The 21,909-nt window shown below is 68.2% G+C and carries 22 protein-coding genes and 1 riboswitch; of the genes, 9 read left to right on the top strand and 13 right to left on the bottom strand.

Annotated elements, in window-relative coordinates:
• Positions 1 to 84: 84 nt before the first annotated feature.
• A complete protein-coding gene (locus HRJ34_RS05305) occupies positions 85 to 1,269 on the bottom strand; it encodes a penicillin-binding protein activator (RefSeq protein ID WP_016743740.1) in 1,185 nt (394 codons plus the stop codon).
• Positions 1,270 to 1,281: 12 nt separating this feature from the next.
• Between HRJ34_RS05305 and rsmI the strand changes: the two genes are divergently transcribed.
• The 4 genes from rsmI to HRJ34_RS05325 all read left to right on the top strand — a co-directional run bounded on the left by rsmI (position 1,282) and on the right by HRJ34_RS05325 (position 4,167).
• Entirely contained in the window at positions 1,282 to 2,163 is an 882-nt protein-coding gene (gene rsmI / locus HRJ34_RS05310; RefSeq protein WP_011951419.1) for a 16S rRNA (cytidine(1402)-2'-O)-methyltransferase, read from the top strand.
• Positions 2,160 to 2,516 (top strand): YraN family protein, encoded by a 357-nt coding sequence (locus tag HRJ34_RS05315; RefSeq protein WP_208633519.1) that lies wholly within the window; start codon positions 2,160 to 2,162, stop codon positions 2,514 to 2,516. Before rsmI ends, HRJ34_RS05315 begins: the two co-directional genes overlap by 4 nt.
• Before the next feature lie 99 nt (positions 2,517 to 2,615).
• The gene (gshB, locus tag HRJ34_RS05320; protein WP_011951421.1) at positions 2,616 to 3,563 is read left to right on the top strand and encodes a glutathione synthase; all 948 of its coding nucleotides are present in this window, start codon (positions 2,616 to 2,618) and stop codon (positions 3,561 to 3,563) included.
• Between the two features lie 4 nt (positions 3,564 to 3,567).
• On the top strand, positions 3,568 to 4,167 hold the full coding sequence (locus HRJ34_RS05325) for a DedA family protein (RefSeq protein ID WP_029994167.1): 600 nt from the start codon (positions 3,568 to 3,570) through the stop codon (positions 4,165 to 4,167).
• Between the two features lie 6 nt (positions 4,168 to 4,173).
• On the opposite strand, the gene HRJ34_RS05330 is transcribed toward HRJ34_RS05325, so the two are convergent.
• The 3 genes from HRJ34_RS05330 to hisI form a co-directional block, all read right to left on the bottom strand.
• Positions 4,174 to 4,638, bottom strand: coding sequence for a DUF1465 family protein (locus tag HRJ34_RS05330; RefSeq protein ID WP_011951423.1), 465 nt, complete (start codon positions 4,636 to 4,638; stop codon positions 4,174 to 4,176).
• A 48-nt stretch (positions 4,639 to 4,686) separates the two neighbouring features.
• Positions 4,687 to 5,091: a MerR family transcriptional regulator gene (locus tag HRJ34_RS05335; protein WP_208633520.1), complete on the bottom strand. Its 405-nt coding sequence runs from the start codon at positions 5,089 to 5,091 to the stop codon at positions 4,687 to 4,689.
• 163 nt (positions 5,092 to 5,254) lie between these two features.
• Entirely contained in the window at positions 5,255 to 5,629 is a 375-nt protein-coding gene (gene hisI / locus HRJ34_RS05340; protein WP_208633521.1) for a phosphoribosyl-AMP cyclohydrolase, read from the bottom strand.
• Between the two features lie 143 nt (positions 5,630 to 5,772).
• Here hisI and purF point away from each other — a divergent pair, with 143 nt between their 5' ends.
• Both purF and HRJ34_RS05350 read left to right on the top strand, forming a co-directional pair.
• On the top strand, positions 5,773 to 7,233 hold the full coding sequence (gene purF / locus HRJ34_RS05345; RefSeq protein WP_011951426.1) for an amidophosphoribosyltransferase: 1,461 nt from the start codon (positions 5,773 to 5,775) through the stop codon (positions 7,231 to 7,233).
• 22 nt (positions 7,234 to 7,255) lie between these two features.
• Positions 7,256 to 7,966, top strand: coding sequence for an SDR family NAD(P)-dependent oxidoreductase (locus HRJ34_RS05350; RefSeq protein ID WP_016743746.1), 711 nt, complete (start codon positions 7,256 to 7,258; stop codon positions 7,964 to 7,966).
• A 132-nt stretch (positions 7,967 to 8,098) separates the two neighbouring features.
• On the opposite strand, the gene HRJ34_RS05355 is transcribed toward HRJ34_RS05350, so the two are convergent.
• The 4 genes from HRJ34_RS05355 to HRJ34_RS05370 all read right to left on the bottom strand — a co-directional run bounded on the left by HRJ34_RS05355 (position 8,099) and on the right by HRJ34_RS05370 (position 11,261).
• Positions 8,099 to 9,379: an SAM-dependent methyltransferase gene (locus HRJ34_RS05355; RefSeq protein ID WP_208633522.1), complete on the bottom strand. Its 1,281-nt coding sequence runs from the start codon at positions 9,377 to 9,379 to the stop codon at positions 8,099 to 8,101.
• Between the two features lie 128 nt (positions 9,380 to 9,507).
• Positions 9,508 to 9,978 carry a hypothetical protein gene (locus HRJ34_RS05360; RefSeq protein ID WP_208633523.1) on the bottom strand — a complete coding sequence of 157 codons (471 nt, stop codon included), beginning with the start codon at positions 9,976 to 9,978 and terminating at the stop codon, positions 9,508 to 9,510.
• A gap of 26 nt (positions 9,979 to 10,004) precedes the next feature.
• Complete coding sequence (gene folE / locus HRJ34_RS05365) at positions 10,005 to 10,625, bottom strand: GTP cyclohydrolase I FolE (protein ID WP_011951430.1); 621 nt, start codon at positions 10,623 to 10,625, stop codon at positions 10,005 to 10,007.
• Between the two features lie 60 nt (positions 10,626 to 10,685).
• A complete protein-coding gene (locus HRJ34_RS05370; protein WP_011951431.1) occupies positions 10,686 to 11,261 on the bottom strand; it encodes a cytochrome b in 576 nt (191 codons plus the stop codon).
• A 123-nt stretch (positions 11,262 to 11,384) separates the two neighbouring features.
• Here HRJ34_RS05370 and HRJ34_RS05375 point away from each other — a divergent pair, with 123 nt between their 5' ends.
• Complete coding sequence (locus HRJ34_RS05375; RefSeq protein ID WP_208633524.1) at positions 11,385 to 12,830, top strand: glycosyltransferase family 2 protein; 1,446 nt, start codon at positions 11,385 to 11,387, stop codon at positions 12,828 to 12,830.
• Between the two features lie 70 nt (positions 12,831 to 12,900).
• Positions 12,901 to 13,200, top strand: a complete 300-nt coding sequence (locus tag HRJ34_RS05380; RefSeq protein WP_011951433.1) for a zinc ribbon domain-containing protein YjdM — start codon at positions 12,901 to 12,903, stop codon at positions 13,198 to 13,200.
• Between the two features lie 113 nt (positions 13,201 to 13,313).
• Here HRJ34_RS05380 and HRJ34_RS05385 read toward each other — a convergent pair whose 3' ends face one another.
• The 5 genes from HRJ34_RS05385 to HRJ34_RS05405 form a co-directional block, all read right to left on the bottom strand.
• Complete coding sequence (locus HRJ34_RS05385; protein ID WP_029995313.1) at positions 13,314 to 14,267, bottom strand: homoserine O-succinyltransferase; 954 nt, start codon at positions 14,265 to 14,267, stop codon at positions 13,314 to 13,316.
• 38 nt (positions 14,268 to 14,305) lie between these two features.
• Positions 14,306 to 14,413: riboswitch (SAM-I-IV-variant riboswitch) on the bottom strand.
• A gap of 46 nt (positions 14,414 to 14,459) precedes the next feature.
• Entirely contained in the window at positions 14,460 to 15,329 is an 870-nt protein-coding gene (locus HRJ34_RS05390; protein ID WP_011951435.1) for a phosphodiesterase, read from the bottom strand.
• 128 nt (positions 15,330 to 15,457) lie between these two features.
• On the bottom strand, positions 15,458 to 17,281 hold the full coding sequence (locus HRJ34_RS05395; RefSeq protein ID WP_208633525.1) for a cytochrome c3 family protein: 1,824 nt from the start codon (positions 17,279 to 17,281) through the stop codon (positions 15,458 to 15,460).
• A 10-nt stretch (positions 17,282 to 17,291) separates the two neighbouring features.
• The gene (locus tag HRJ34_RS05400; RefSeq protein WP_011951437.1) at positions 17,292 to 18,170 is read right to left on the bottom strand and encodes a hypothetical protein; all 879 of its coding nucleotides are present in this window, start codon (positions 18,168 to 18,170) and stop codon (positions 17,292 to 17,294) included.
• Positions 18,170 to 20,623: a cyclic nucleotide-binding domain-containing protein gene (locus tag HRJ34_RS05405; RefSeq protein ID WP_029548621.1), complete on the bottom strand. Its 2,454-nt coding sequence runs from the start codon at positions 20,621 to 20,623 to the stop codon at positions 18,170 to 18,172. Before HRJ34_RS05405 ends, HRJ34_RS05400 begins: the two co-directional genes overlap by 1 nt.
• Before the next feature lie 193 nt (positions 20,624 to 20,816).
• Between HRJ34_RS05405 and HRJ34_RS05410 the strand changes: the two genes are divergently transcribed.
• Entirely contained in the window at positions 20,817 to 21,791 is a 975-nt protein-coding gene (locus tag HRJ34_RS05410) for a tetratricopeptide repeat protein (protein ID WP_208633526.1), read from the top strand.
• The last annotated feature ends 118 nt before the right edge of the window (positions 21,792 to 21,909 follow it).

A 21,909-nucleotide genomic window follows, 5' to 3' on the forward strand; every position in this document is an offset into this window, starting at 1 on the left:
CCAATTCGCGGCGGTGCTCGTCCCCTCGGGGCCGGCACCGCCACGATTTACCCTCTTCCGCATTTTCTTCGCAATTGCAGCAAATCACTCCTTGAAGCTGGACGGTGCCGGCGAGACGGTCTTGACGCCGCTCGGCGTGGCCTCCCCGACCTCGAGCGCGCGCTGCGCCACGCCGGTCGGGCCGAAGCGGAACGCGCCATCGACGCCGACGAAGCCGTCCTCGTCGCGCAGCCTGTCGGCGGGGAAGCGTTCGCCAACCTTCCAGTCGCGCGCGATCTTCACCACCAGCAGCATCGAATCATAGCCAAGGCTGGCGAGCCGGAACGGCGCCTTGCCGAACTGCCGCCGATAGGATGCCGCGAGCTGGCGATAGCGGCTGTCCGAGACGCTCGCGTACCAGGCGCCGTTAAGCGCCGGGGCGGTCAGCGCGGAGGGCTCCGCCGCCCATAGCTCGGTGCCCAGCACCCGCGCCTGCTGACTGGATATCTTGCGGATCAGCGGCACCGCGCTGATCGCGAGCCGGGCATTGTCGGCGATCAGCACACCCTCATAGGCCTGGCTGCGGCCGAGATCGGCGATCGCCTTCTGGAGCGACTTGCTGTTGCGCTCATAGCTCTTCATCGCGACGAGGTTGGCGTCGGCACTCTCGACCGATCGGATCACGGCGGTCGACGCGTTGCGGCCGTAGACGCCGACCGGCACCAGCGCGGCGAAGCGCTTGATGCCCTTGCTCCGGGCGAAATGGACGACCCGGTCGATCGACTGGGTCGGCGAGAAGCCCATCACGAACACGCCGTTGCCGGCCACCGCCGCGTCGTTCGAATAGGAGACGACCGGAATGCCCGCCTTGCGCGCCGCCGGCGCCACCGCCGCCGCGTCCTCCGACAGCAGCGGGCCGAGAAACAGCCGGTTGCCATCCGCCACCGCGCGATTCGCGGCGGCGGCCGCGCCGGCGGCGGTGTCGTAGGTGGTCATCCGTACCGACTTGTTGCCGGTGTCGATCAGCGCCATCGTCGCGGCATTGGCGATCGACTGGCCCACCGCGGCGTTGGGCCCCGACAGCGGCACCAGCAGCGCGACGCGATGCCGCGCCTTGTCGCCGGGAAATCCGCTCTCGACCGGCGCCTCGGTCGCCGGCGGGGGCGTCGCGGGGCCCGGGCGCCCCTTCGGCACCATGCCCGCGCAGCTCGCCAGCAGGGCGGTGAGCCCCAGCAGCGACCAACGGGCCATCGAATGAAGCGGTTGCCTGTACGTGGGGGCCTCTGCCATCTGTTCCGCCTTATGAACCAAATTACCGAACCGGGGGCGACCGATGCGCAGGCATCCGAAGCACCCCTCCCCCCCGGCCTGTATATCGTGGCCACGCCGATCGGCAACTTGGGTGATCTCTCCCCGCGCGCCGCGTCGGTCCTGACCCGGGCCGAAACGATCGCGGTCGAGGACAGCCGCGTCACCGCCAAGCTGCTCCAGCGCCTCGGGGTGAAGCGGCCCATGACACCCTATCATGACCATAATGCGGACAAGGTGCGCCCCGGCCTGATCGCGCGGATGGCGACCCAGGCGGTGGCGCTGGTCTCCGACGCGGGGACGCCGCTGATCTCCGATCCCGGCTACAAGCTGGTGCGCGACGCGCGCGCGGCCGGGATCACGGTCACCACCCTGCCCGGCCCCTGCGCGGCGATCGCGGCGCTGACGCTGGCGGGGCTGCCCACCGACCGCTTCTTCTTCCTCGGCTTCCTCCCCGCCAAGGACAAGGCCCGCGCCGAGGCGATCGCCGAGGTGGCGGACGTCCGCGCGACCCTGATCCTCTACGAAGCCGGCCCGCGCCTCGGCGCGACCCTCCAGGCGCTCGCCGACGGCCTCGGCGATCGCGAGGCGGCGGTGGTGCGCGAGATCAGCAAGACCTTCGAGGAAAGCGTGCTCGGGCCGCTCTCCGACCTCGCCGAGCGCTATCGCGAGAGCGGCCCCAAGGGGGAGATCGTCATCGTCGTCGGCCCGCCCGGCCCGCGCGCCGCCGCCTCGCCCGAGGATGCCGACGCGCTGCTCCGCGCCGCGCTCGCCCATCTGCCCGCCGCCAAGGCGGCCGGCGAGGTTGCCCGCGCCACCGGGCTCAACCGCCGCGAGCTCTATGCGCGGGCGATGGCGATCAAGGACGGCGATTGAACCGCCGCGCCGCCGCCGAGCGGCAGGGCCGCACCGGCGAGCGCATCGCCGCCTGGTGGCTGCGCCTGCACGGCTGGCGGATCGTCGGCAGCCGGGTGAAGACCCGGCGCGGCGAGGTCGACCTGATCGCCCGGCGCGGCCGGACGCTCGCCTTCGTAGAGGTCAAGACGCGCGGCGACGCCGCCGGGCTCGCCACCGCGATCGACGAATACCGGCTGCGCCGCGTCGTCGCCGCGGCCGAGGCGCTGCTGCCGCGCTATGGCGTGGGCGTCGAGAATGTGCGGATCGACGTGATGCTCGTCCGCCCCTGGCGACGGCCGGTGCACCTGACGAATGTGTGGCACGGCCAATGACTCCCCTCCCTTGAAAGGGAGGGGCTTATTCCCCCGCGCCCATTGCAGCACCGCGCGCCGCACCCTAGTTAGGCCCCCGAAACCATCGGAGCCTGCCCCATGTCCCTGAGAGTCGCCGTCCAGATGGACCCGCTGGAGACGATCAACATCGCGGGCGATTCGACCTTCGCGATCATGCTCGACGCGCTCCGGCGCGGGCATCGCCTGTGGCATTACCAGGCCGGCGACCTCTGCTATCGCGACGGGCGGGTGACCGCGCCGGCGCGGCCGATCCAAAAGCTCCAGCGCGTGGCGGGCGATCATTTCGCGGTCGGCGATCCGGTCGTCATCGACCTCGCCGACGATGTCGACGTGGTGCTGATGCGGCAGGACCCGCCCTTCGACCTCGCCTATATCACCGCGACCCACCTGCTCGAACGCGTCCAGCACGCGACGCTGGTGGTCAACGACCCGGCCTCGGTCCGCAACGCGCCCGAGAAGCTGTTCGTGCTCGACTATGCCGAGTTCATGCCGCCGACGATGATCACCCGCCGGCTCGACGACGCCCGCGCCTTCCATGCCGAGCATGGTGAGGTGGTGGTGAAGCCGCTCTACGGCAATGCCGGGTCGGCGGTGTTCCATGTCGGCCGCAACGACGCCAACCTCGCCGCCCTCACCGAACTGTTCGGCCAGGTCTGGCGCGAGCCGTTCATGGTCCAGGCCTTCCTTCCCGACGTGTCGAAGGGCGACAAGCGTATCGTGCTGATCGACGGGAAAGTCGCGGGCGCAATCAATCGCTTGCCGAAGGAAGGTGAGATTCGATCGAACCTTGCGGCGGGCGGCCGCGCCGACGCGACCGAGCTGTCCCCGCGCGAGGTGGAGATCTGCGACAAGCTGGGTCCGGATCTCGCGGCGCGCGGGCTGCTGTTCGTCGGGATCGACGTGATCGCCGGACACCTGACCGAGATCAACGTCACCTCGCCGACCGGCATCGTCGCGATCGACAGGTTCAACGGCACCGACACGCCCGCGATGATCTGGGACGCGATCGAGGCCAAGCTCCGCTAGACCGATGACCGGCTGGGTGCAGCAACTGATCGCCGACGGCGGTTATCTGGGCCTGTTCCTGCTGATGTTCGGGGAGACGGTGTTCCCGCCGATTCCGTCCGAGGTCATCATGTCGATGGCCGGGCTGCAGGCGGCGAAGGGCACGATGCTGCTGCCCGCCGCGATCCTCGCCGGCACGGCCGGCGCGATGCTCGGCAACATCGTCTGGTATCTCGCCGCGCGCCGGCTGGGACTCGATCGGCTCCGGCCGCTGATCGAGCGCCATGGCCGCTGGCTGACGATGGATTGGGCGGAGGTCGACCGCGGCGAACGCTGGTTCATGCGCCACGGCCATCTGTTCGTCTGCATCGGCCGCATGCTGCCGACCGCGCGCTCGCTGGTCTCGGTGCCGGCGGGGCTGATGCGGATGCGCTTCCTGCCCTTCCTGCTGTGGTCGTCGGTCGGTACGCTCGGCTGGTCGACGATGCTCGCGGTCGGCGGCTGGGTGCTGGGCACCCGCTTTGCCGCGATGGAGGCATGGCTCGGCGTCGCCTCGACCGTGCTGCTGGCCGTGCTCGGCGGCTTCTACGTCTGGCGGGTGCTGACCTGGAAGCCGTCCCGCTGAGGAAGATCAGAACGCCTTTTCGAGCCGGTCGAGCAGGCTGAGCGCCGGGCTGGCAGCCGGCGCCACGTCGACCGGCGGCTCGACCTCCAGTCGCCGGACGCGGGCATAGAGATCCTGGCTGGCGTCGATCAGCGCGATCGCGGCGGGCGGCAGGCCGGCGGTCGAGATCGCGTCGCTGGGCGTCGCATCCCCAAGCCGGCGGGCGGCGGCGGCGGCTTCCTCGTCGCTCATCTGGCCCAGTTCGATCGCCCGTTCGGTCAGCAGCCAGGCGAGGACGTGCATCAACCGGCTCGTGACCTTGAGCGATTCGCAGCTCAGCGTGACGCGGGCGAGCGGATCAAGCGCCTCGCGGTCGTCGCGCCCACGATGCTCGAAATAGCCGCGCGCCTCGTCGGCGAGCAGCATCGCTTCGGTGTAGAGGCTGTTGACCAGCCGTCCCCGCAGGCGAATCTCTTTCGGCCCTTCACCCATATGCTCGGTGATGACACAGCCGCCCGCCGCCGCGAAACCAAAAGTGGGTTAACCAGCCTCGATCCGGTCGGCGAAGCGGCCGAGATGGTCGATCATCGTCTGCAGCTCGACCATCCGCCGGCGGAGATGGTCGGCCTTGGCGCGGCAGCGCAGCGCGGTGACGGTCCGCTGGGTCGCCCCGCCGTCGCCGACGTCGTAGAGGTCGAGCAGCTCGGCGATCTCATCGAGGCCGAAGCCCATCGCCTTGCCCTGCAATATCCAGGCGACGCGGAACCGGTCGCGCCGCGAATAGACCCGCGTCGCGCCGTCGCGGACCGGGGCGATCAGCCCCTCCTCCTCGTAGAAGCGCAGCGCACGGGGCGTTATCCCGAACTCCTTCGACAGTTCGGCAATGCCGAAGCTCTGGGCGTCGGTCGATGCTATATCGACGATGGGAGCGCAATCACTGGCCACGGAACCACCCCTGAAAGGACTGTCCCTGCCCCTACGGCAAGCGCGCTCCGACCATCAATCGAACAATCTCAGATGCTTACCACTTTAGTCTAAGGTTCGACCTTGGTCTAAGAGTTCGTTTGGAAATGATCCCGTGGATCATTTCGGACGGCACCGGCAAGCTCTAAGCCTCGATGGTCCGTACCAGGGTCGGGCCCTCGCGGTCGATCCGGCGATAGAAGCAGCTCCGCTCGCCGGTGTGGCATGCCGGCCCCGCCGGCTCGCAGCGCAGCCAGATGGCGTCCTGGTCGCAATCGATCCGCGCCTCGACGACGCGCATGACGTTGCCGCTGCTCTCGCCCTTCTTCCACAACCGCCCGCGCGAGCGCGAGAAGAAGGTCGCCTCCCCGCTCTCCAGGGTCGCGGCGAGCGCCTCGGCGTTCATATGGGCGAGCATCAGCACCTCGCCCGAACGATGGTCGGTCACCACGGCGGTGACGAGGCCGGCGGCGTCGTAGCGCGGGTCGAGCGCGCTGCCCTGTTCACGATCCTGATCCATGGCGGGAGCGATGCGCCAAAGCCGTGCCGCAGGCAAGACCGGGCGAAAACCGTCCACCCACAGATTTATTGTGACAGTGGGGCGACAAACGCCGACACCGTCACTATATGCCGCCCATATCGGCCACCGCGATGGGATTCGCGATGCTCACCACGCATCCGTTTGATGACGACAAGCTGCGCGAAGAGTGCGGCGTATTCGGGATTTGGGGCGCGGAGACCGCCGCCGCCATGGTTGCGCTCGGCCTGCACGCGTTGCAGCACCGGGGGCAGGAGGCGGCCGGGATCACGAGCTGGGACGGCCATGCCTTCCACACCCACAGGGCGATGGGCCATGTCGCCGGGAATTTCGACAAGGACGAGGTGATCCGCGGCCTGCCCGGCCATGTCGCCTGCGGCCACGTCCGCTACTCGACGACGGGCGAGACCGCGCTGCGCAACGTGCAGCCGCTGTTCGCCGAACTGTCGTCGGGCGGCTTCGCGATCGCCCATAACGGCAATATCTCGAACGCGATGAAGCTGCGCCGGGAACTGGTCCGGGGCGGATCGATCTTCCAGTCGACCAGCGACACCGAGACGATCATCCACCTCGTCGCCATGTCGAAATACCGGACGCTGCTCGATCGCTTCATCGATGCGCTCAAGCAGGTCGAGGGCGCCTATTCGCTGATCTGCATGACGCCCGAGGGCATGATCGCCTGCCGCGATCCGCTCGGCATCCGTCCGCTGGTGCTCGGCCGGGTCGGCGACGCCTATATCTTCGCGTCGGAGACGGTCGCGCTCGACGTGGTCGGCGCCACCTTCATCCGCCAGGTCGAGCCGGGCGAGCTGGTGATCGTGTCGGAGGGCGGACTGCGCTCGATCCGGCCGTTCGCCGACGTCCGCGCGCGGCCCTGCATCTTCGAACATGTCTATTTCTCGCGGCCCGATTCGATCGTCGACGGCTCGTCGGTCTATTCGGTGCGCAAGCGGATCGGCGCACAGCTCGCGATCGAGAACGGGGTCGACGCCGACCTCGTCGTCCCCGTCCCCGACTCGGGCACGCCCGCCGCGATCGGCTATGCCCAGCAATCGGGCATTCCGTTCGAACTCGGCATCATCCGGTCGCACTATGTCGGCCGCACCTTCATCCAGCCCGGCGACCAGGTCCGCCATCTCGGCGTCAAGCTCAAGCACAACGCCAACCGCGCGCTGATCGACGGCCAGCGGCTCGTGCTGATCGACGATTCGATCGTCCGCGGCACGACCAGCGTGAAGATCCTCCAGATGCTCCGTGATGCCGGCGCGCGCGAGGTGCACCTGCGCATCGCCAGCCCGCCGACCCGGCACAGCTGCTTCTACGGCGTCGACACGCCCGAGCGCGCCAAGCTGCTCGCCGCGCAGATGAACGTCGCGGAGATGGCCGCCTATATCGGCGCGGACAGCCTCGCCTTCCTGTCGATCGACGGCCTCTACAAGGCGCTGGGCGACGAAGGCCGGGTCGATCGCGCGCCGACCTTCTGCGACGCCTGCTTCACCGGCGACTATCCGACCCACCTCACCGATCATGAGGAACTGACCCCGACCGACCAGCTCGCCCTGCACGGCGAGCGGGTCGTCGCCTGATCCTCCCCACCGGGACCGAACCATGGACAAGCCATTTTCCGGCAAGCTCGCGCTCGTCACCGGCGCATCGCGCGGCATCGGCGCCGCGACCGCCGAGGCGCTGGGCGCCGCCGGCGCGCACGTCATCCTGACCGCGCGCACGTCGGGGGGGCTCGAGGAGGTCGAGGAGCGTATCCACGCGGCCGGCGGCAGCGCCACCATCGCTCCGCTCGACCTGGCCGAGAACGACAGCATCGCCCGGCTGGCCGAGGCGATCGGCGGGCGCTGGCAGGCGCTCGACATCCTCGTCCTCAACGCGGCGATGCTCGGCACGCTCGCCCCGGTCCCGGCGATCGACGCCAAGGAATTCGCCCGACTGCTGACGCTCAACATCATGGCGCAGCAGCAGCTCATCGCCGCCTTCGACCCGATGCTGCGCGCGAGCGCGGCGGGCCGGGTGATCGGCCTGACCAGCACCGTCGCCCAGGCGCCGCGCGCCTATTGGGGCGCCTATGGCGCATCCAAGGCCGCGCTGGAGACGCTGCTGCTCGCCTATGCCGAGGAAGTGGGCAAGATCAGCCCGATCCGGGTCGCCGTCGTCAACCCGGGCGCCACCGCGACTGCGATGCGGCAGAAGGCCTATCCGGGCGAGGACCAGACGACGCTCAGGAGCCCGGCCACCGTCGGCGCGGCGCTCGTCGAGCTGATCGCGCAGGATTTCGAGACCGGGCTACGGACCAGGATCGAGGGCTGAGCCGGGCGCTTCCCCAGTAGTGTCGTCATGCCAGCGAAGGCTGGCATCCATGTCTGTTTTCCTCTCAGATGCCATCTGGCTGATGAGAGACATGGACCCCAGCCTACGCTGGGGTGACGGTTATCTGGCCTTTTACGCCTTCACCAGCGTCACCTGCGCCACGTCGATGCCGCCGCCGGCGAAGCCGCCCTCGCAATACATCAGGTAGAAGCGCCAGAGCTTGACGAAGGCCTCGTCGAAGCCGGTGGGGAGCCGCCCCTCGGCGATCGCGCCGTCGAAGCTCTCGCGCCAGCGCCGCAGCGTCTCCGCATAGTGCAGCCCGAAGCGGTGGCGGCTCGACGCCTCCCAGCGCAGCCCGGCCTTCTCCGCCGCCGCGCGGAAGCGGCTTTCGGAGATCAGCATCCCGCCGGGGAAGATATAGGTCTGGATGAAGTCGGCGTCGGTCCGATAGCTTTCGAAGATATCGTCGTCGATCTCGATATACTGGATCGCCGCCCGGCCGCCCGGCTTCAGCGCGCGGGCGATCGCCTCCATATAGGTCGGCCAATATTTCTCGCCGACCGCCTCGACCATCTCGACGCTGGCGACCGCGTCATATTGGCCGGGAACGTCGCGATAGTCGCGGATCTCGAAATGGGCTCGATCCGACAGCCCGGCCGCCGCGAGCCGCGCGTCGGCAAAGGCCTTCTGCTCGACCGACAGGGTGATGCCGGTGACGTCGGCGCCATAATCGGCGGCCGCGACCTCGGCGAGCCCGCCCCATCCGCAGCCGATCTCGAGCAGCTTCGCGCCGGGCTTGAGGTCGAGCCGGTCGAGCAGCGCCGTGATCTTGCGGTGCTGCGCCCGTTCGATCGGCTCCGCGGCATCGATCGGCTCGGCGAACAGCGCCGACGAATAGCTCATCGTCCGGTCGAGCCACAGCTCGTAGAAGTCGTTGCCCAGGTCGTAGTGGAAGGCGATGTTGCGCCGGGCGTTGGTGCGGCTGTTCCGGCGGAAGGCGTGCCAGATCAGGTTGAAGAAGCGCAGCGGCCCCTGCGCGCGCCCCAGTTCGCCGAGCGGATGGCGGTTGCGCATGAACAGGTCGAAGATCGGCACCGGATCGGGGCTGGTCCATTCGCCGTCGGCCCAGCTCCGGTACCAGCCCACCGAACCGGTGGTGACGAGCCGGATCAGCGGGTTCCAGTTGCGCAGCTCGACGATCGCGACCGGGCCGGGCTTGCGGCCGCCCAGCACCCGGAAGCTGCCGTCGGGCAGGGTCGCCTCGATCGCCCCTTCCTCCAGCCCCAGGTCGATGCGGTCGAGCAGCCGCTGGAAACCGGGCGACAGCAATCGCGCGACCCAGCTCGATCCGGTGGCGAAACGACGATCGGCGAGAAGGAGGTGCTGTCCCCGCACGGGCGGCTGCGCATTCATCTGGTCTTGTCCGTCCTGTTCCCCAACCGGCCGATATCATGCCGCTTATATGGAGGCTTACGGCAGCGGAAGAAGCATTGTTGCAGGGACGGCGACAAATTCCTGGGGATCGATCGGGGGCGGCGCGATCAATGGCCGGGCGTGGCGGGAGCCGGCGCCTTGGCACCGTCCGGCCGCGCCGGATTGGCCATGCTGTGGAGCAGCGCGACGCGATCGGCCTCGGGCAAGGCGCGCAGCAGCGACAGCAGCCGATCGTTCTGGCGGGTGCGCATCTCTCCCTGCAGCGCCTCTTCGCGCCGGAGCAGCGGCTCCAGCTTTTCGACGTCGACGGTGGCCCCGGCGATGAGCTGCGCCTTCTGCTGACGGATCGTCGTCATCTCCGCCTGGATCTCCTTCAGGCGGGGATCGGGGGTGCCGATGATCCGGGCAGCGATCGCCCGTCCCTCGGGCGACAGGGTGATGCGACGCACCGGCACGCCCGGTGTCGGCGCGAGCGCCCCGCCGGCCGTGGCCGCGGCGGCGGGCTTGGCCGTGGTCGGCGCGGCGATCGCGGCGGCCGGCGCGGCAAGGAGCAAAGCGATCGACATCGTGCCACGCATCATAGGACCACCTCTCCCGGAGATTCTCAGCCGAGCCCCATCAGGCTCAGCACCTCCTTACGGCTTCGATCGTCGTCGCGGAAGACGCCCATCATGCGGCTCGTCGTCATCCCGACACCGGGCGTGCGAACGCCGCGCGCCGTCATGCAGGCATGGGTCGCGTGGATGACGACGGCGACGCCGAGCGGCTCCAGGTTCGTCCAGATGCAGTCCGCGATCTCGGCGGTCAGCCGCTCCTGTATCTGCAAGCGGCGGGCGAAGCCGTGCAGCACCCGCGCCAGCTTCGAGATGCCGACCACCCGGCTGTGCGGCAGATAGGCGATGTGCGCATGGCCGATGATCGGCGCCATGTGATGCTCGCAATGCGACTGGAACGGGATGTCGCGCAGCAGGACGATCTCGTCATAGCCGCCGACCTCCTCGAAGGTCCGGCTGAGATGGACCGAGGGGTCCTCGTCATAGCCCTGGCAATATTCCTTCCAGGCGCGGCCGACGCGCGACGGCGTATCGAGCAGGCCCTCCCGGTCGGGATTGTCGCCCGACCAGCGGATCAGGGTGCGGATCGCCTCCTGCACGTGCTCCGGCACCGCGATCTTCCCCTTGGGCGTCCCGTGCAGCGCCTCGTCATCGTCACCGAGTATCGACATTCCGCATCCTGTCCTTCTTGTTCGGGTCCGCCTAACGCATCGCGCGACGGAATGTAAACGTCAGCGCGGCCACATCCGCCGGAATTCGGGTTCCCCATCGATGAACTGATGCTTCAGCGCACCTGCGATATGGAGCAGCAGCAGGGCGATCAGCAGATAGCCGCCGATCTCGTGCATCTCGCCGAACAGGCCGTGGAGCATCTCCTTGCGGTCGGCCGGCAGCGCCATGACGAAGCCGGCGCGCGGAACGTCGAACAGGCCGAACAGGCGCAGCGGAATCTCGGGCGCCGCCTTCCATGCGCTGTCGTGCAGCCATCCGGTCAGCGGCATCCACAGCATGAAGAGGTAGAGGCCGAAATGGGCCAGATGGGCCAGCCCCCGCTCCCATGCCGCCATGCCCGTCGAGAAGGGCGGCGGCCGGTGCCCGAGCCGCCACAGGATGCGCAGCAGCACCAGGCCCAGCACCGTGATCCCGATCGACTTGTGGGTGTCGATCGCGAAGCGGATATCCTCGTCGGGGAGCTTCTCGGCGAGCAGGCCGAGCAGCAGGTTGCCGATCATCAGCACGGCGATCAGCCAATGCATGACGATCGCGAAACTGGTGTAGCGCCGCGTCAGCGGGCGTTCATCGGCCATGGCTATGCTCCGGGACTGGATCGTTGCGATACTTCAACATTCCGATCATAGAGCGCGAAACGGCGGATTCCAGCCGGATCGCACAATGAACCACCCCGTGAGTCGCCCCGGCCCCGCCAGCCCATGACCCTATCGACCTCGATCGAAGCCCGCTTCAACGCCTTCTCGCCGCGCCTCAATCGGCGTCCATTGACCCTGCCCGCGCTGCTGCTCCACGGCGGCGCCCTGCTGGTGCTGATCGTCCTGACCGCGCAGGCCTGGCAATGGACGGGCATCCTCGCCTGGTCGGTCGGGCTCGTCTATCTCGCCTATGACACGGCGCTGCTGTTGTTCGTCGGCGTCCAGACGCTCCCCCTGCGCCATTTCGCGCCCGCGCAGGACGGTGGCGGCGCGCGGCCGACCCTGGCGGTGCTGGTCGCCGCCCACAACGAGGCCGCGGTGCTCGAACAGACCGTCCATGCGCTGCTCGCGCAACAGGACCCGCCCGACATCATCCTGATCGCCGACGACGGCTCGACCGATCGGACCCCTCAAAGGATGGAGCGAGCCTTCGGCATGGCGCTCCCTCCCCTTGGCGAGATGGCGACGTCTCCGGCCGTGCCGTCGCTGCGCTGGCTGCGGCTGCCGCATGGCGGCAAGGCGCGCGCGCTCAACGCCGCGCTCGAGGCGATCGACAGCGACATCGTCCTGACCGTCGACGCCGACACCATCCTCGCCCCCGATGCGATCGCGGCGATGCGCGCCGCCTTCCACCGCGAACCGGCGCTGGTGGCGGCGACCGGGCTGCTCCGGCCGATCTGCGACCGCAGCGCCGCCGGGCGGCTGTTCGAATGGTTCCAGACCTATGAATATGTCCGCAACTTCATCTCGCGCTTCGCGTGGATGCGGGTCGACGGGCTGCTGCTGATCTCGGGCGCCTTCGCCGGCTTCCGGCGCGAGGCGGTCGTCACGGTCGGCGGCTTCGATCCCGAATGCCTGGTCGAGGATTATGAGCTGATCCACCGGCTGCACCGCTGGTCCGCCGATCATGGCTGCGGCTGGAAGGTCCGCGTGCTGGGTGAGGCGCGCGCGCAGACCGACGCGCCCGGCCATGTCGCCGCCTTCCTGCGGCAGCGGCGGCGCTGGTTCGGCGGCTTCCTCCAGACCCAATATTGGAACCGCGACATGGTCGGCAATCCGCGCTTCGGCCGGCTCGGCACGATGATGCTGCCGGTCAAGGCGTTCGACACGGTCCAGCCCCTGTTCGGCCTGGTCGCCTTCGCCCTTCTGCTCGGCTTCGCGATGGAGGGGCGGCTGCCGGTGGTCGGGCCGATCCTGATCGCGATGCTGGCCAAGGTCGCGATCGACCTCGGCTTCCACATCTGGTCGATCATGCTCTACCGGCGCTGGTCGGGCGGCATGCTGCCCGAGGGCTGGGGCCGCGTCCTCGCCGCCTCCTTCATCGAGCCATTCAGCTTTCAGCTCCTGCGCCATCTCGGCGCCGCCTGGGGCTGGGTCGCCTTCCTCACCCGCAGCTCGACCTGGAGCAAGGCCCGGCGCGGCGGGATATTGGCGCGCGCGGCGTCCTGACCGGCGCGATGCTGGCCAATCGCCCGCGAACCTTGTAGCGAGCGGACCTGCGACAACCGAAGGCGGATCGATGAGCGACGACGACTATATCTACGACGAGGCCACCGGCGAATGGATCAGCGCCGCCGATGCCGGAGCGGCGGGCGCCACTTCGCAGGTCGAGGTCCGCGATTCGGTCGGCAACCTCCTCGCCGACGGCGACAGCGTGACGCTGATCAAGGACCTGAAGGTCAAGGGCACCAGCCAGACGCTCAAGCGCGGCACGGTGATCAAGTCGATCCGCCTGACCGGCGACGATCAGGAGATCGACTGCCGCTTCGAAGGCATCAAGGGTCTGGTGCTGCGCGCCGAGTTCGTCCGGAAAAGATAAGCCTCCTCTCCCCCTCCCAACGTCATCCCGGCGAAAGCCGGGATCTCCCTGCCTTTCTCCGGCCCAAGAAAGAAGTGAGATCCTGGCTTTCGCCAGGATGACGATCGAGGCCCTCAGCCCGCGGCCGCCTCGATCGGCCCCGCATCGTTCGCGGGCGGCCGGCCTCCGCCGATCGCGGCGATGTCGAACGGGGTCGTCCGGTAGATCTCGTTGATCCAGTTGCCGAACAGCAGATGGGCATGGCCGCGCCAGCGGTTCTCGGGCGGTCGGGCCGGATCGTCCTCGGGGAAATAGCCCGCCGGCAGCGGCCCCTGTCCGTCGCGGAAATATTCGTCGGCCAGCGACCGCGTGTCATATTCGACATGGTTGAACATGTGGAGCGACCGGTGCGCCGGATCGTCGAGCAGGCACGGGCCGGTCTCGGCACTGTCGAGCAGCGTCTCCAGCCCGCTGCCGGCCGGGATGTCCGCCTGCCGGATCTCCGCCCAGCGCGACACCGGGATATGGGGATCGTCGGAAAAGCCGCGCAGATAGGGCGATGCCGGCGCGAGGTTGCGGTGGCGGAACAGGCCGAACGCCTTGGCGGCCAGCAGATGCTTGGGCACGCCGTGGAAATGATGGAGCGCGGCCTGCGCCGCCCAGCAGATGGTGAAGCTGCTGTGGACGTGGGTCTGGGTCCAGTCGAGCACGCGGCACAGTTCGGGCCAGTAGCCCACCTCCTCGAACGGCAGATGCTCGACCGGGGCGCCGGTGATGACGAAGCCGTCGAACCGCTCGTCGCGCACCTCGGCCCAGGGGCGGTAGAAGGCCGCCATATGATCGGCGGGGGTATGGCGCGCGACATGGTCGGTCATCCGCACCAGCGTGAGCTCGACCTGCAACGGCGTCGCACCGAGCAGCCGGGCGAGTTGCGTCTCGGTGCTGATCTTGTTCGGCATCAGGTTGAGCAGGCCGATCCTGAGCGGCCTGATGTCCTGCCGCACGGCATCGGTGCGGCGCATGACGACGACGCCCTCCTGTTCGAGGATGGGACGGGCGGGAAGGTCGTCGGGTATCTTGATCGGCACGTCGCGTCGTTCCTTGTCGGATGGGTCGACGCGATGGGCTTGGTCCGCTTGGTTGCCGGATCGGCCACATCCCCCCTCGCGGGAGCGCCACCTTGCCCGGATCGGCAGGTTGGCGTTGGGCGCCGGCCCAACTCTTGATGCTGCATCTTCCCTAGGCGCGGGAGCGGCGCTTGGCAATCCCCCGGCCCGCGCTCAGGCGGCGGCGGCGCCCGGCCGGATCGTGTCATGCTCCTCGGCCAGCGCCTGGACCAGCGGCTGGAGCCGGCGGTCATAGCGAGCCAGCACGTCGGGGGCGCCGACCTGGGCATGGTGGGTGACGAAGCCCTCGCCGGTCCACAGGTGGAGCGCGACGCCGGGCTGTTCGGCGACGATCATCGGCCGCTCGTCGGGGCGTTCGGGATCGATCGGCGCCATCTCCAGCGCGACCTGCGGCGCGGTCGAGGGCGCGACGGCGAGCATGCGGCCGCGCCAGCTCGTGGTGATCGAGCGGTGGATATGGCCCGAGATCATCGTCACGCCGGGCCGGTCGCCGATCGCCTTGTCGAGCATCACCACCCAGGGCTCGGTCTGGTGCGCGGTCATCCAGGGGATGCCGGTCTCGATCGGCGGGTGATGGAGGACGATCAGCACCGGCTTGCCCGGCACCTCGGCGAGGCGCGCCTTGAGCCAGCCCGCGCGGCGATGGCCGAAGGCGCCGCCATGATGGCCGGGGTCGAGCGTGTCGAGGACGATGATCCGCACCTCGGGCTCGTCGATCACATATTGGACGAAGCCGTCCTCGACCGGCAGGTCGGGAAAGACCTGCTTCATCGCGGCGCGGTCGTCATGGTTGCCGACGCACAGATGGACCGGGAAGCCGCAGCCGTCGATCAGGCCCTTGAGCCGTTCATAGCTGGCCACGTCGCCATGGTCGGTGAGGTCGCCGGTCAGGAACAGCCGGTCGGGCACAACCGAAAGGCCCATCACATAGTCGATCGCGGCGGCGACCCGATGGAAGTTGAGCTCGTCGGGATTCTCGAGATCGAAGCCGATATGCAGGTCGGTCAGTTGCGCGATCAGCATGACTTGGTCCCTTGCGCTCCGCCGGTAAAACGCCCCCGGCCCCCCAACGGTCCATCATCAGACCACCTGCTGGCACCGGCTGCTGTGATTTCCTACACAACGGATCGTAAAAAGCGGTAAACCGGGGCTTAAATACCGGTACCTGCCTGCTTCAGCGCTTTCTCCCGGATATGTTCGACCGCCTTGCCGCGGGCGCGATTGTCGCGAACCATCAGCGGAGCGAAGTCGTTCCGGTGATAGTCGTGGCACATCGCGCAGGCCGACGGCACTTCCTTGTGCGCGTCCTGGCCGCCATGGCATTCCTGACATTTGGCCAGCTTCGGCAGGTTGACGTCGGACGACAGCTTCGATCCCTTCACCGCATGGCAGCTCGCGCAGCTCTCGGTGTCGTGCGAGGCATGGTCGAACCAGCCCTTCATCATGTAGCGCCGGCTGAGCGCCACCGGAGTGACCGCGAAGGGCGTCGTCGGATTGCCGGTCGCGCGGACCGTATGGCAATCGAAGCAGGCCCCGCCCTTCGAGAAGACAGCGCGGATCGCCTGATCGGCATTGCCGATGTGCATCGCGCTGGTCTGCGCGAAGCTGGCGCGCTGCGCGGCGCTGGCGAAGTCGCCCGGACGGCGGCGGTCCATGCCCTGCAACGCGGGATTGCGGGGTGCGCCGGCGCGGTAGAAGGCGCGGATGTCGGCGACGACCTGGGCCGGATCGCCGTGGCGCAGGGTGCGGATCGTGTCGCCGACCTGATCGAAGGCGAGCGAGTGGCAGGCGCCGCAGGCCGGCTCCATCTTCACCGCGACGAAGCTCGATCCGGTCGCGTCGCGGATGTGGCAGTTGGCGCAATCGAGCGGCGCGCCATAGCCTTCGGCCTTGCCCAGCGTCTTCGCCATCTGCGCCACGCCGTTGGTGGTCGACAGGTGGAGATCGTGCGGGAATTTCAAGCCGTTGTCCTCCTTCGGGTTCGCGTCGAGCGAGACGCGGCGGAAGGACGGCAGGCCGTTCTCCCCGACGAAACGGATCGTCGGCTCGAACTGCGGATGGTGATCGCCGAAATCATCGGCGTCCTTGAGCGCGGTGTCGATCCGCTTGCTCATGTCGCCGTGGCAGTTGGTGCAGAAGCGCTCGTCGGTCACCGGCATCGCCGTCTGGCCCTGATGCTCGGTATGGCATTCGACGCAGCGGCCGGGCTGGATGCCGAAGATCCCGCCGACAAACTGCTTGGTGCCGTCGATGATGCCGGGCGAGCCCTTGGCTTCCAGCAGCTTCGCCTTGTCGGCATGGTCGTGGACCTTGGTGTGACAGGCGACGCAGGCCGTGTCGCGCACCGCTTCTCCGGCCTTCACATGGCAGGCCTGGCAGTTGTTCTCTAGGCTGCGATGGACCTGCGACAGCTTGCCCGACGTCCACAGCTCGTCGGCGTGGAACGCGACCTTGCGGCTATTGTCGGTCGGCTGGGTGTGGATCGACACCAGCGGCCAGGCAAGGAAGATCGCGAGCACCAGCAATACGCCGGCCCAGGCCATGATGCGCCGGCCCGGCAACACCGACGCCAGCGAGAAGACCCGTGCCTCCTCCTTCTCCTCGGACGCGTTGGAGATGGCGCCGACGCGTTCGACGGTGATGACGACCGCGCCCTTCTCGTCGCCCTCGCCCGGCTCGACCGACAGCGAATGGCTGCCGATGCGGATATTCGCACCCGGCGAGGCGGAGAAGCGCTCATGCTCGGCCGACTTGCCGTCGACGAGGAAAGGCATGCCCGCGGTCGCGACGATCTCGACGGCGCCGCCCGCGGCGCTGCGGATCACCGCATGGTTCAGCGCCACCGCCAGGTCGGGCAGGTGGATGTCGCTCGACGGGCTGCGGCCGATGCTCAGCTCGGCCTTGTCGAAGCTCTTGGGGCGGACGATGTCCCGCCCGTCGGCGGTGCGCGCTACCGTGCGAACGATGAAGCTCATCTGCGCGTTCTCACCAATAATAGAAGACGGAGACGATGTGGACGAACAGCGCCGCGATCAGCGCGAAGGTCAGCGGGATATGGAGATAGAGCCACACCTCCAGCAGCGCCTTCAGCCGCAGATGCTTGCGGATGCGCGACAGCGAGGATCGCTTGCGCTCCAGCAGCACCTCGACATGGTCGTAGGGATCGGCGGCCGCCTCCTTGCGCCCCGCATGCGCGCGCACGGCGGCCAGCGCCGCGCGCGTCCCGCAGTTGCGATAGTGGCCGGTCAGCCGCGCGACCAGGCCGCCGCCGAACGGATCGTCGTCGAGCGCCATCCGGACGATCGCCGCGCCCTCGGCATCGAGCGGCTGCGCCGCCTCGTTGAGCTGGCGGTCGATCATCCGCAGGTTGTCGAGCATCTGGACCTGGGTCGTCTCGCCCCGGTTGGCCGACAGCGCCTGGGGCAGCATCGCATAGGTGGCGATGCCGAACACGCCCGAGGCGATGACGATCATCATCAGAGCATAGGCGAGCGTGTGGACGTTCCACCCGAAGTCGAAGCCGGTGTGCAGCGTCGCGATGACGATCAGCGACAGGCCCAGATAGACATGGGCCGAGGTCCAGCTCTTGAGCGACCAGCGGCCCGGCGTGATCGCGCGCTTGCGGACGCCGAGCATCGTCAGCCACAGGATCAGGAGGACACCGATCGTGCCGGTGGTGTAGCCGTAGATGCTGCCGCCATTGGGCTTCGGCTGGACGTCGTTGAACGCGTAGATCAGCAGCGCCACCGCGCTGATCGCCAGCGCGATCTTGAGCCATTTATAGCCCTGGTAGCGCAGGAAGCCCTCATGCTCGGAGGCGCGCTCGCGACCCGTGGTCGCCTGCCGTAGCGATTTGCTGGCCATCAGGCGTCGTCCCGTTGCAGCCGGGCGACCGTCAGGAATTCCTCGGGCGCGACACGGATCGCCGCCCCCGTCGGACAGGCGCGGACGCAGCTCGGGCCGCCCTCGATACCCGAGCACATGTCGCACTTGACCGCGCGTTTCGCCTTCTCGACGCCGGGCGTCGCATTGGCATAGGCCCAGTCATGGCTGGGCTCTCCCGGTCCCGGCCCCTGCCCGAACAGGAACCATTTCCACAGGGAAGGCTTCTGCGGCGGCTCCTTCTCCATGCGGATCACGCCATAGGGGCAGTTCCGCTGGCAGTTGCCGCAGCCGATGCAGGTGTCGTCGATATAGACCTCGCCGTCCTGGCCGCGATGGATCGCGGTCGGCGGGCAGTCGGCCATGCAGTGCGGATGCTCGCAATGGCGGCAGCTCGTCGGCACGTGGAGATGCGCGAAGGTGCGCCCCGCCTCGCGGTCAAGCCGCGAGATGCCCTCATGGCTGTCGGCGCAGGCCTTCTCGCAATTGTCGCAGCCGACGCAGAGATTCTCGTCGATCAGCAGCACGTCGGTCGCCTCGCCGACGCCGTTGTCGACCAGGAAGTTCGCGACCGAGCTGTACATGTCGACGACGGTGGCGAAGCTGTCCTTCTTCGCCTCGATGAACGAGGCGAGGTCCTCGCGCTCGCCGATCGCCACCTTCGCCCGGGCGAAGAATTCCGGCTTGGCCTCCAGCAGCCGGCGGAACGCATCGCCGCCGAGCTTGATCACCTCCGACTTCACCGCGGCGCGCACGGTCTGCTTGCGGATGCCGTTGTCGAACAGTTCGAGCTCGCCGACATAATTGCCGGCGGGAACATAGGAGAGGAACACCGGCTTGCCGCCGATCGCCTTCTCGACGACCACCGATCCCGACCGGATCACATAGACGTCATTGCCTTCCTCGCCCTCGCGGAAGATCGCCTCGCCGGCGCGGATGCCCTTGATCTCGGCGGTCTCCAGCACCTCGGCCAGGTCGGCGGGCTGGAGCCCCGACTGCCACATCTGGAGGAGCTGGCGCTCGGTGGAGATGCGGGTGACGGCGCGCTTCACGCCCGGCACCGACGCCATCAGCTTGAGGATCGCGTTGCGCGGGATCTCGACGACGATGGTCTCGGCGACCGAGCGGATCGTCGAGCCGCGGCGGCGACCGGAGACGAGGCCGACCTCGCCGAAGATCGATCCCTCGGGAATGACGATCCCGGTCGAGCGGCCGTCGGGCAGCGGGATGTCGACCGATCCTTGCGCGATGCAGAACAGCGACGATCCCGGCGCGTTCTTCTCGAAGATGATGTCGTTCTTGCCGTAGTAGCGGACTTCGGAGTCCAGCATGAACTCGCGCATCTGCAGCGGCGACAGGTCGTTGAGGATCTGGACGTTGGTGCGGATGAACTCCAGCCACTCGTCGACCGACTTCCTGACCGGCAGGTTGACGAACTTGCCTTCGAGGATCGGTTCGTCGGCGGGCTTCAGGCCGGTGTTGCCGTTGATGAACTCGACGACGTCATAGCCCTGGTTCATGCAGTGCTTGATCAGCGGATAGCCGGCCAGCGCGCCGATCACGTAGATGCCGGCGTTGGTCGTCTCGAACTGCGGCGACAGCGTCGGGAAGGCCTCGCGGTCCGGGCTGGTGAACTCGATCCCGCATTCCTCGATGAACTTGCGCGGCGCGGCCGAGCCCATGCGCGCGATCACGCGGTCGCAGCGGATGCGCGCCTCGCCGTCGCGGGTGTCGAGGACGAGATGCCCCGCCTCGAGCCGGTTCGGCGAGGTGTCGGTCATCACGTTCATCCGCCCCTCGTCGCGCGCCTGCATCAGCAGCTTGACGTTGGCGCCCTTGGCGCGGCTGAAATCGGCGCCGCGGTTGAGGATGGTGACGATGTTGCCCTGCGCCGCGTCCTGCGCGAGGCCCAGCGCATTCTCGATGCCGGCGTCGCCCGATCCGACGACGGTGATGTGCTCGTCGACATATTCGCCGGGATCGTCGAGCTGATACTGGACGTGGATGCCGCTGCTCTCGATGCCCGGCGCGCGCAGCAGGTTCGGGTTGCCCTGGGTACCGATCGCCAGGATGACCGTCTCGGCATGGATCTCGGTCTTGTCGGTCAGGGTGAGGACGAACGCGCCCTTCTGCCCGGTGATCGCCTTCACCTCGCTCTTGAAGCGGACGTTGACCTTGTGGCCGGCGGTCTGCTCGTCCCAGATGCCGAGGATCTTCTCGCGCTTGCCCGCATCGAAATCGACATCCGAGCGCAGCACGAGCTGGCTCGGCGTCGCCATGACGTGCTTGCCCTTCTGATATTTGAAGATCGTATCGGAAAGGTGGTCGGTCTTTTCGAGCAGGACGTGCGGTATGCCGAGCTTGGCCGCGTGAGCCGCAGCGCTCATCCCCGCCGGCCCCGAGCCAACGATGGCAATACGGTAGGTATCCGCCACTGATTCCCCCTGCCCCGTTTCACCGCCGCCGAGCGAGCGGCCGTCATTAGACCCCGAAATTCTCGCATGCCCCTGCGACAAAGCGTGAATTTAGTGTCTGCCCCGTCCCTACTCTATCAGCTTCGACGCGTTCCGCTAGACTTTCGTTACATTTGGTTATCAAAGGCCATTACCCTCGATTGCGGAGAGAAATGTGACGAAGGACACCACCGCGAACAAAGGTCTCTCGCTGCCCTTCGCGCGGATCGCGCTGATCCTCGCCGCGCTGATCGCCCTGGCGGCGGTCGTCCTGGCGGTGACGCGCTCGCGGTCGGGGCTCGATGAGACCGCCGCGCCGGGACAGGGAGCGGGCCAGGCCGGCGACGTCGGATCGATGATCGCCGGGCTCGAAAAGCGGCTCAAGGACAATCCGGACGACTTCAAGGGCTGGGCGACGCTCGGCTGGTCCTATTATAATCTCGGCCGCTATGCCGACGCCGCGCAGGCCTATGCCAGGGCGACGAAGATCGATCCGTCCAACGCGGAGATCTGGTCGGCGCTGGGCGAGGTCCAGCTCCTGTCGGGTCCCGGCGGGGTCACTCCGGCGGCCGAGGCCTCGTTCCGCAAGGCGGTGTCGATCGACCCGACCGACCATCGCGCCCGCTATTTCCTCGCGGTGAAGAAGGACCAGGACGGCGACCACAAGGGCGCGATCGACGACTGGATCGCGATCCTCAAGGACAGCCCCGCCGGCGCGCCCTGGGAAGGGCCGGTCCGCGAGCTGATCGCCAAGGTCTCCGCCGAGCACAAGATCGACCTGGCGGGCCGCGTGCCGCCGCCTTCCATGCCCCAGCAGTCGTCCTCGGCCGCGCCGACGGCCGGCGGCGACAGCGTCGCGACCGCCGGCATCCCGGGGCCCAGCGCCGCCGACCTCAAGGCCGCGACGGCGATGACCCCGTCGCAGCAGGACGAGCTCGCCCGCTCGATGGTCGCCCGCCTCGCCGCCCGGCTGGAGCAGAATCCGCGCGACGCCGATCGCTGGATCATGCTGATGCGCTCGCGGATGATGCTCAACGACCCCGCCGGCGCGAAGGACGCGCTCGCCAGGGCGAAGACCGTCTTCAAGGGCGACGCCGGCCAGATCGCCCGCTTCGACGAGGCCGCGAAGACGCTCGGCGTGGAGCGCTGAACCTTAACCTTTGCTCACCGTCATCCCGGCGGAAGCCGGGATCTCCCTGCCTTTCCTCGGTCCGGCGGTGAATGACGAAGAGAAGAGAGATCCTGGCTTTCGCCAGGATGACCGCCTG

This window comes from Rhizorhabdus wittichii, assembly GCF_017607425.1.
Lineage (GTDB): Bacteria > Pseudomonadota > Alphaproteobacteria > Sphingomonadales > Sphingomonadaceae > Rhizorhabdus > Rhizorhabdus wittichii.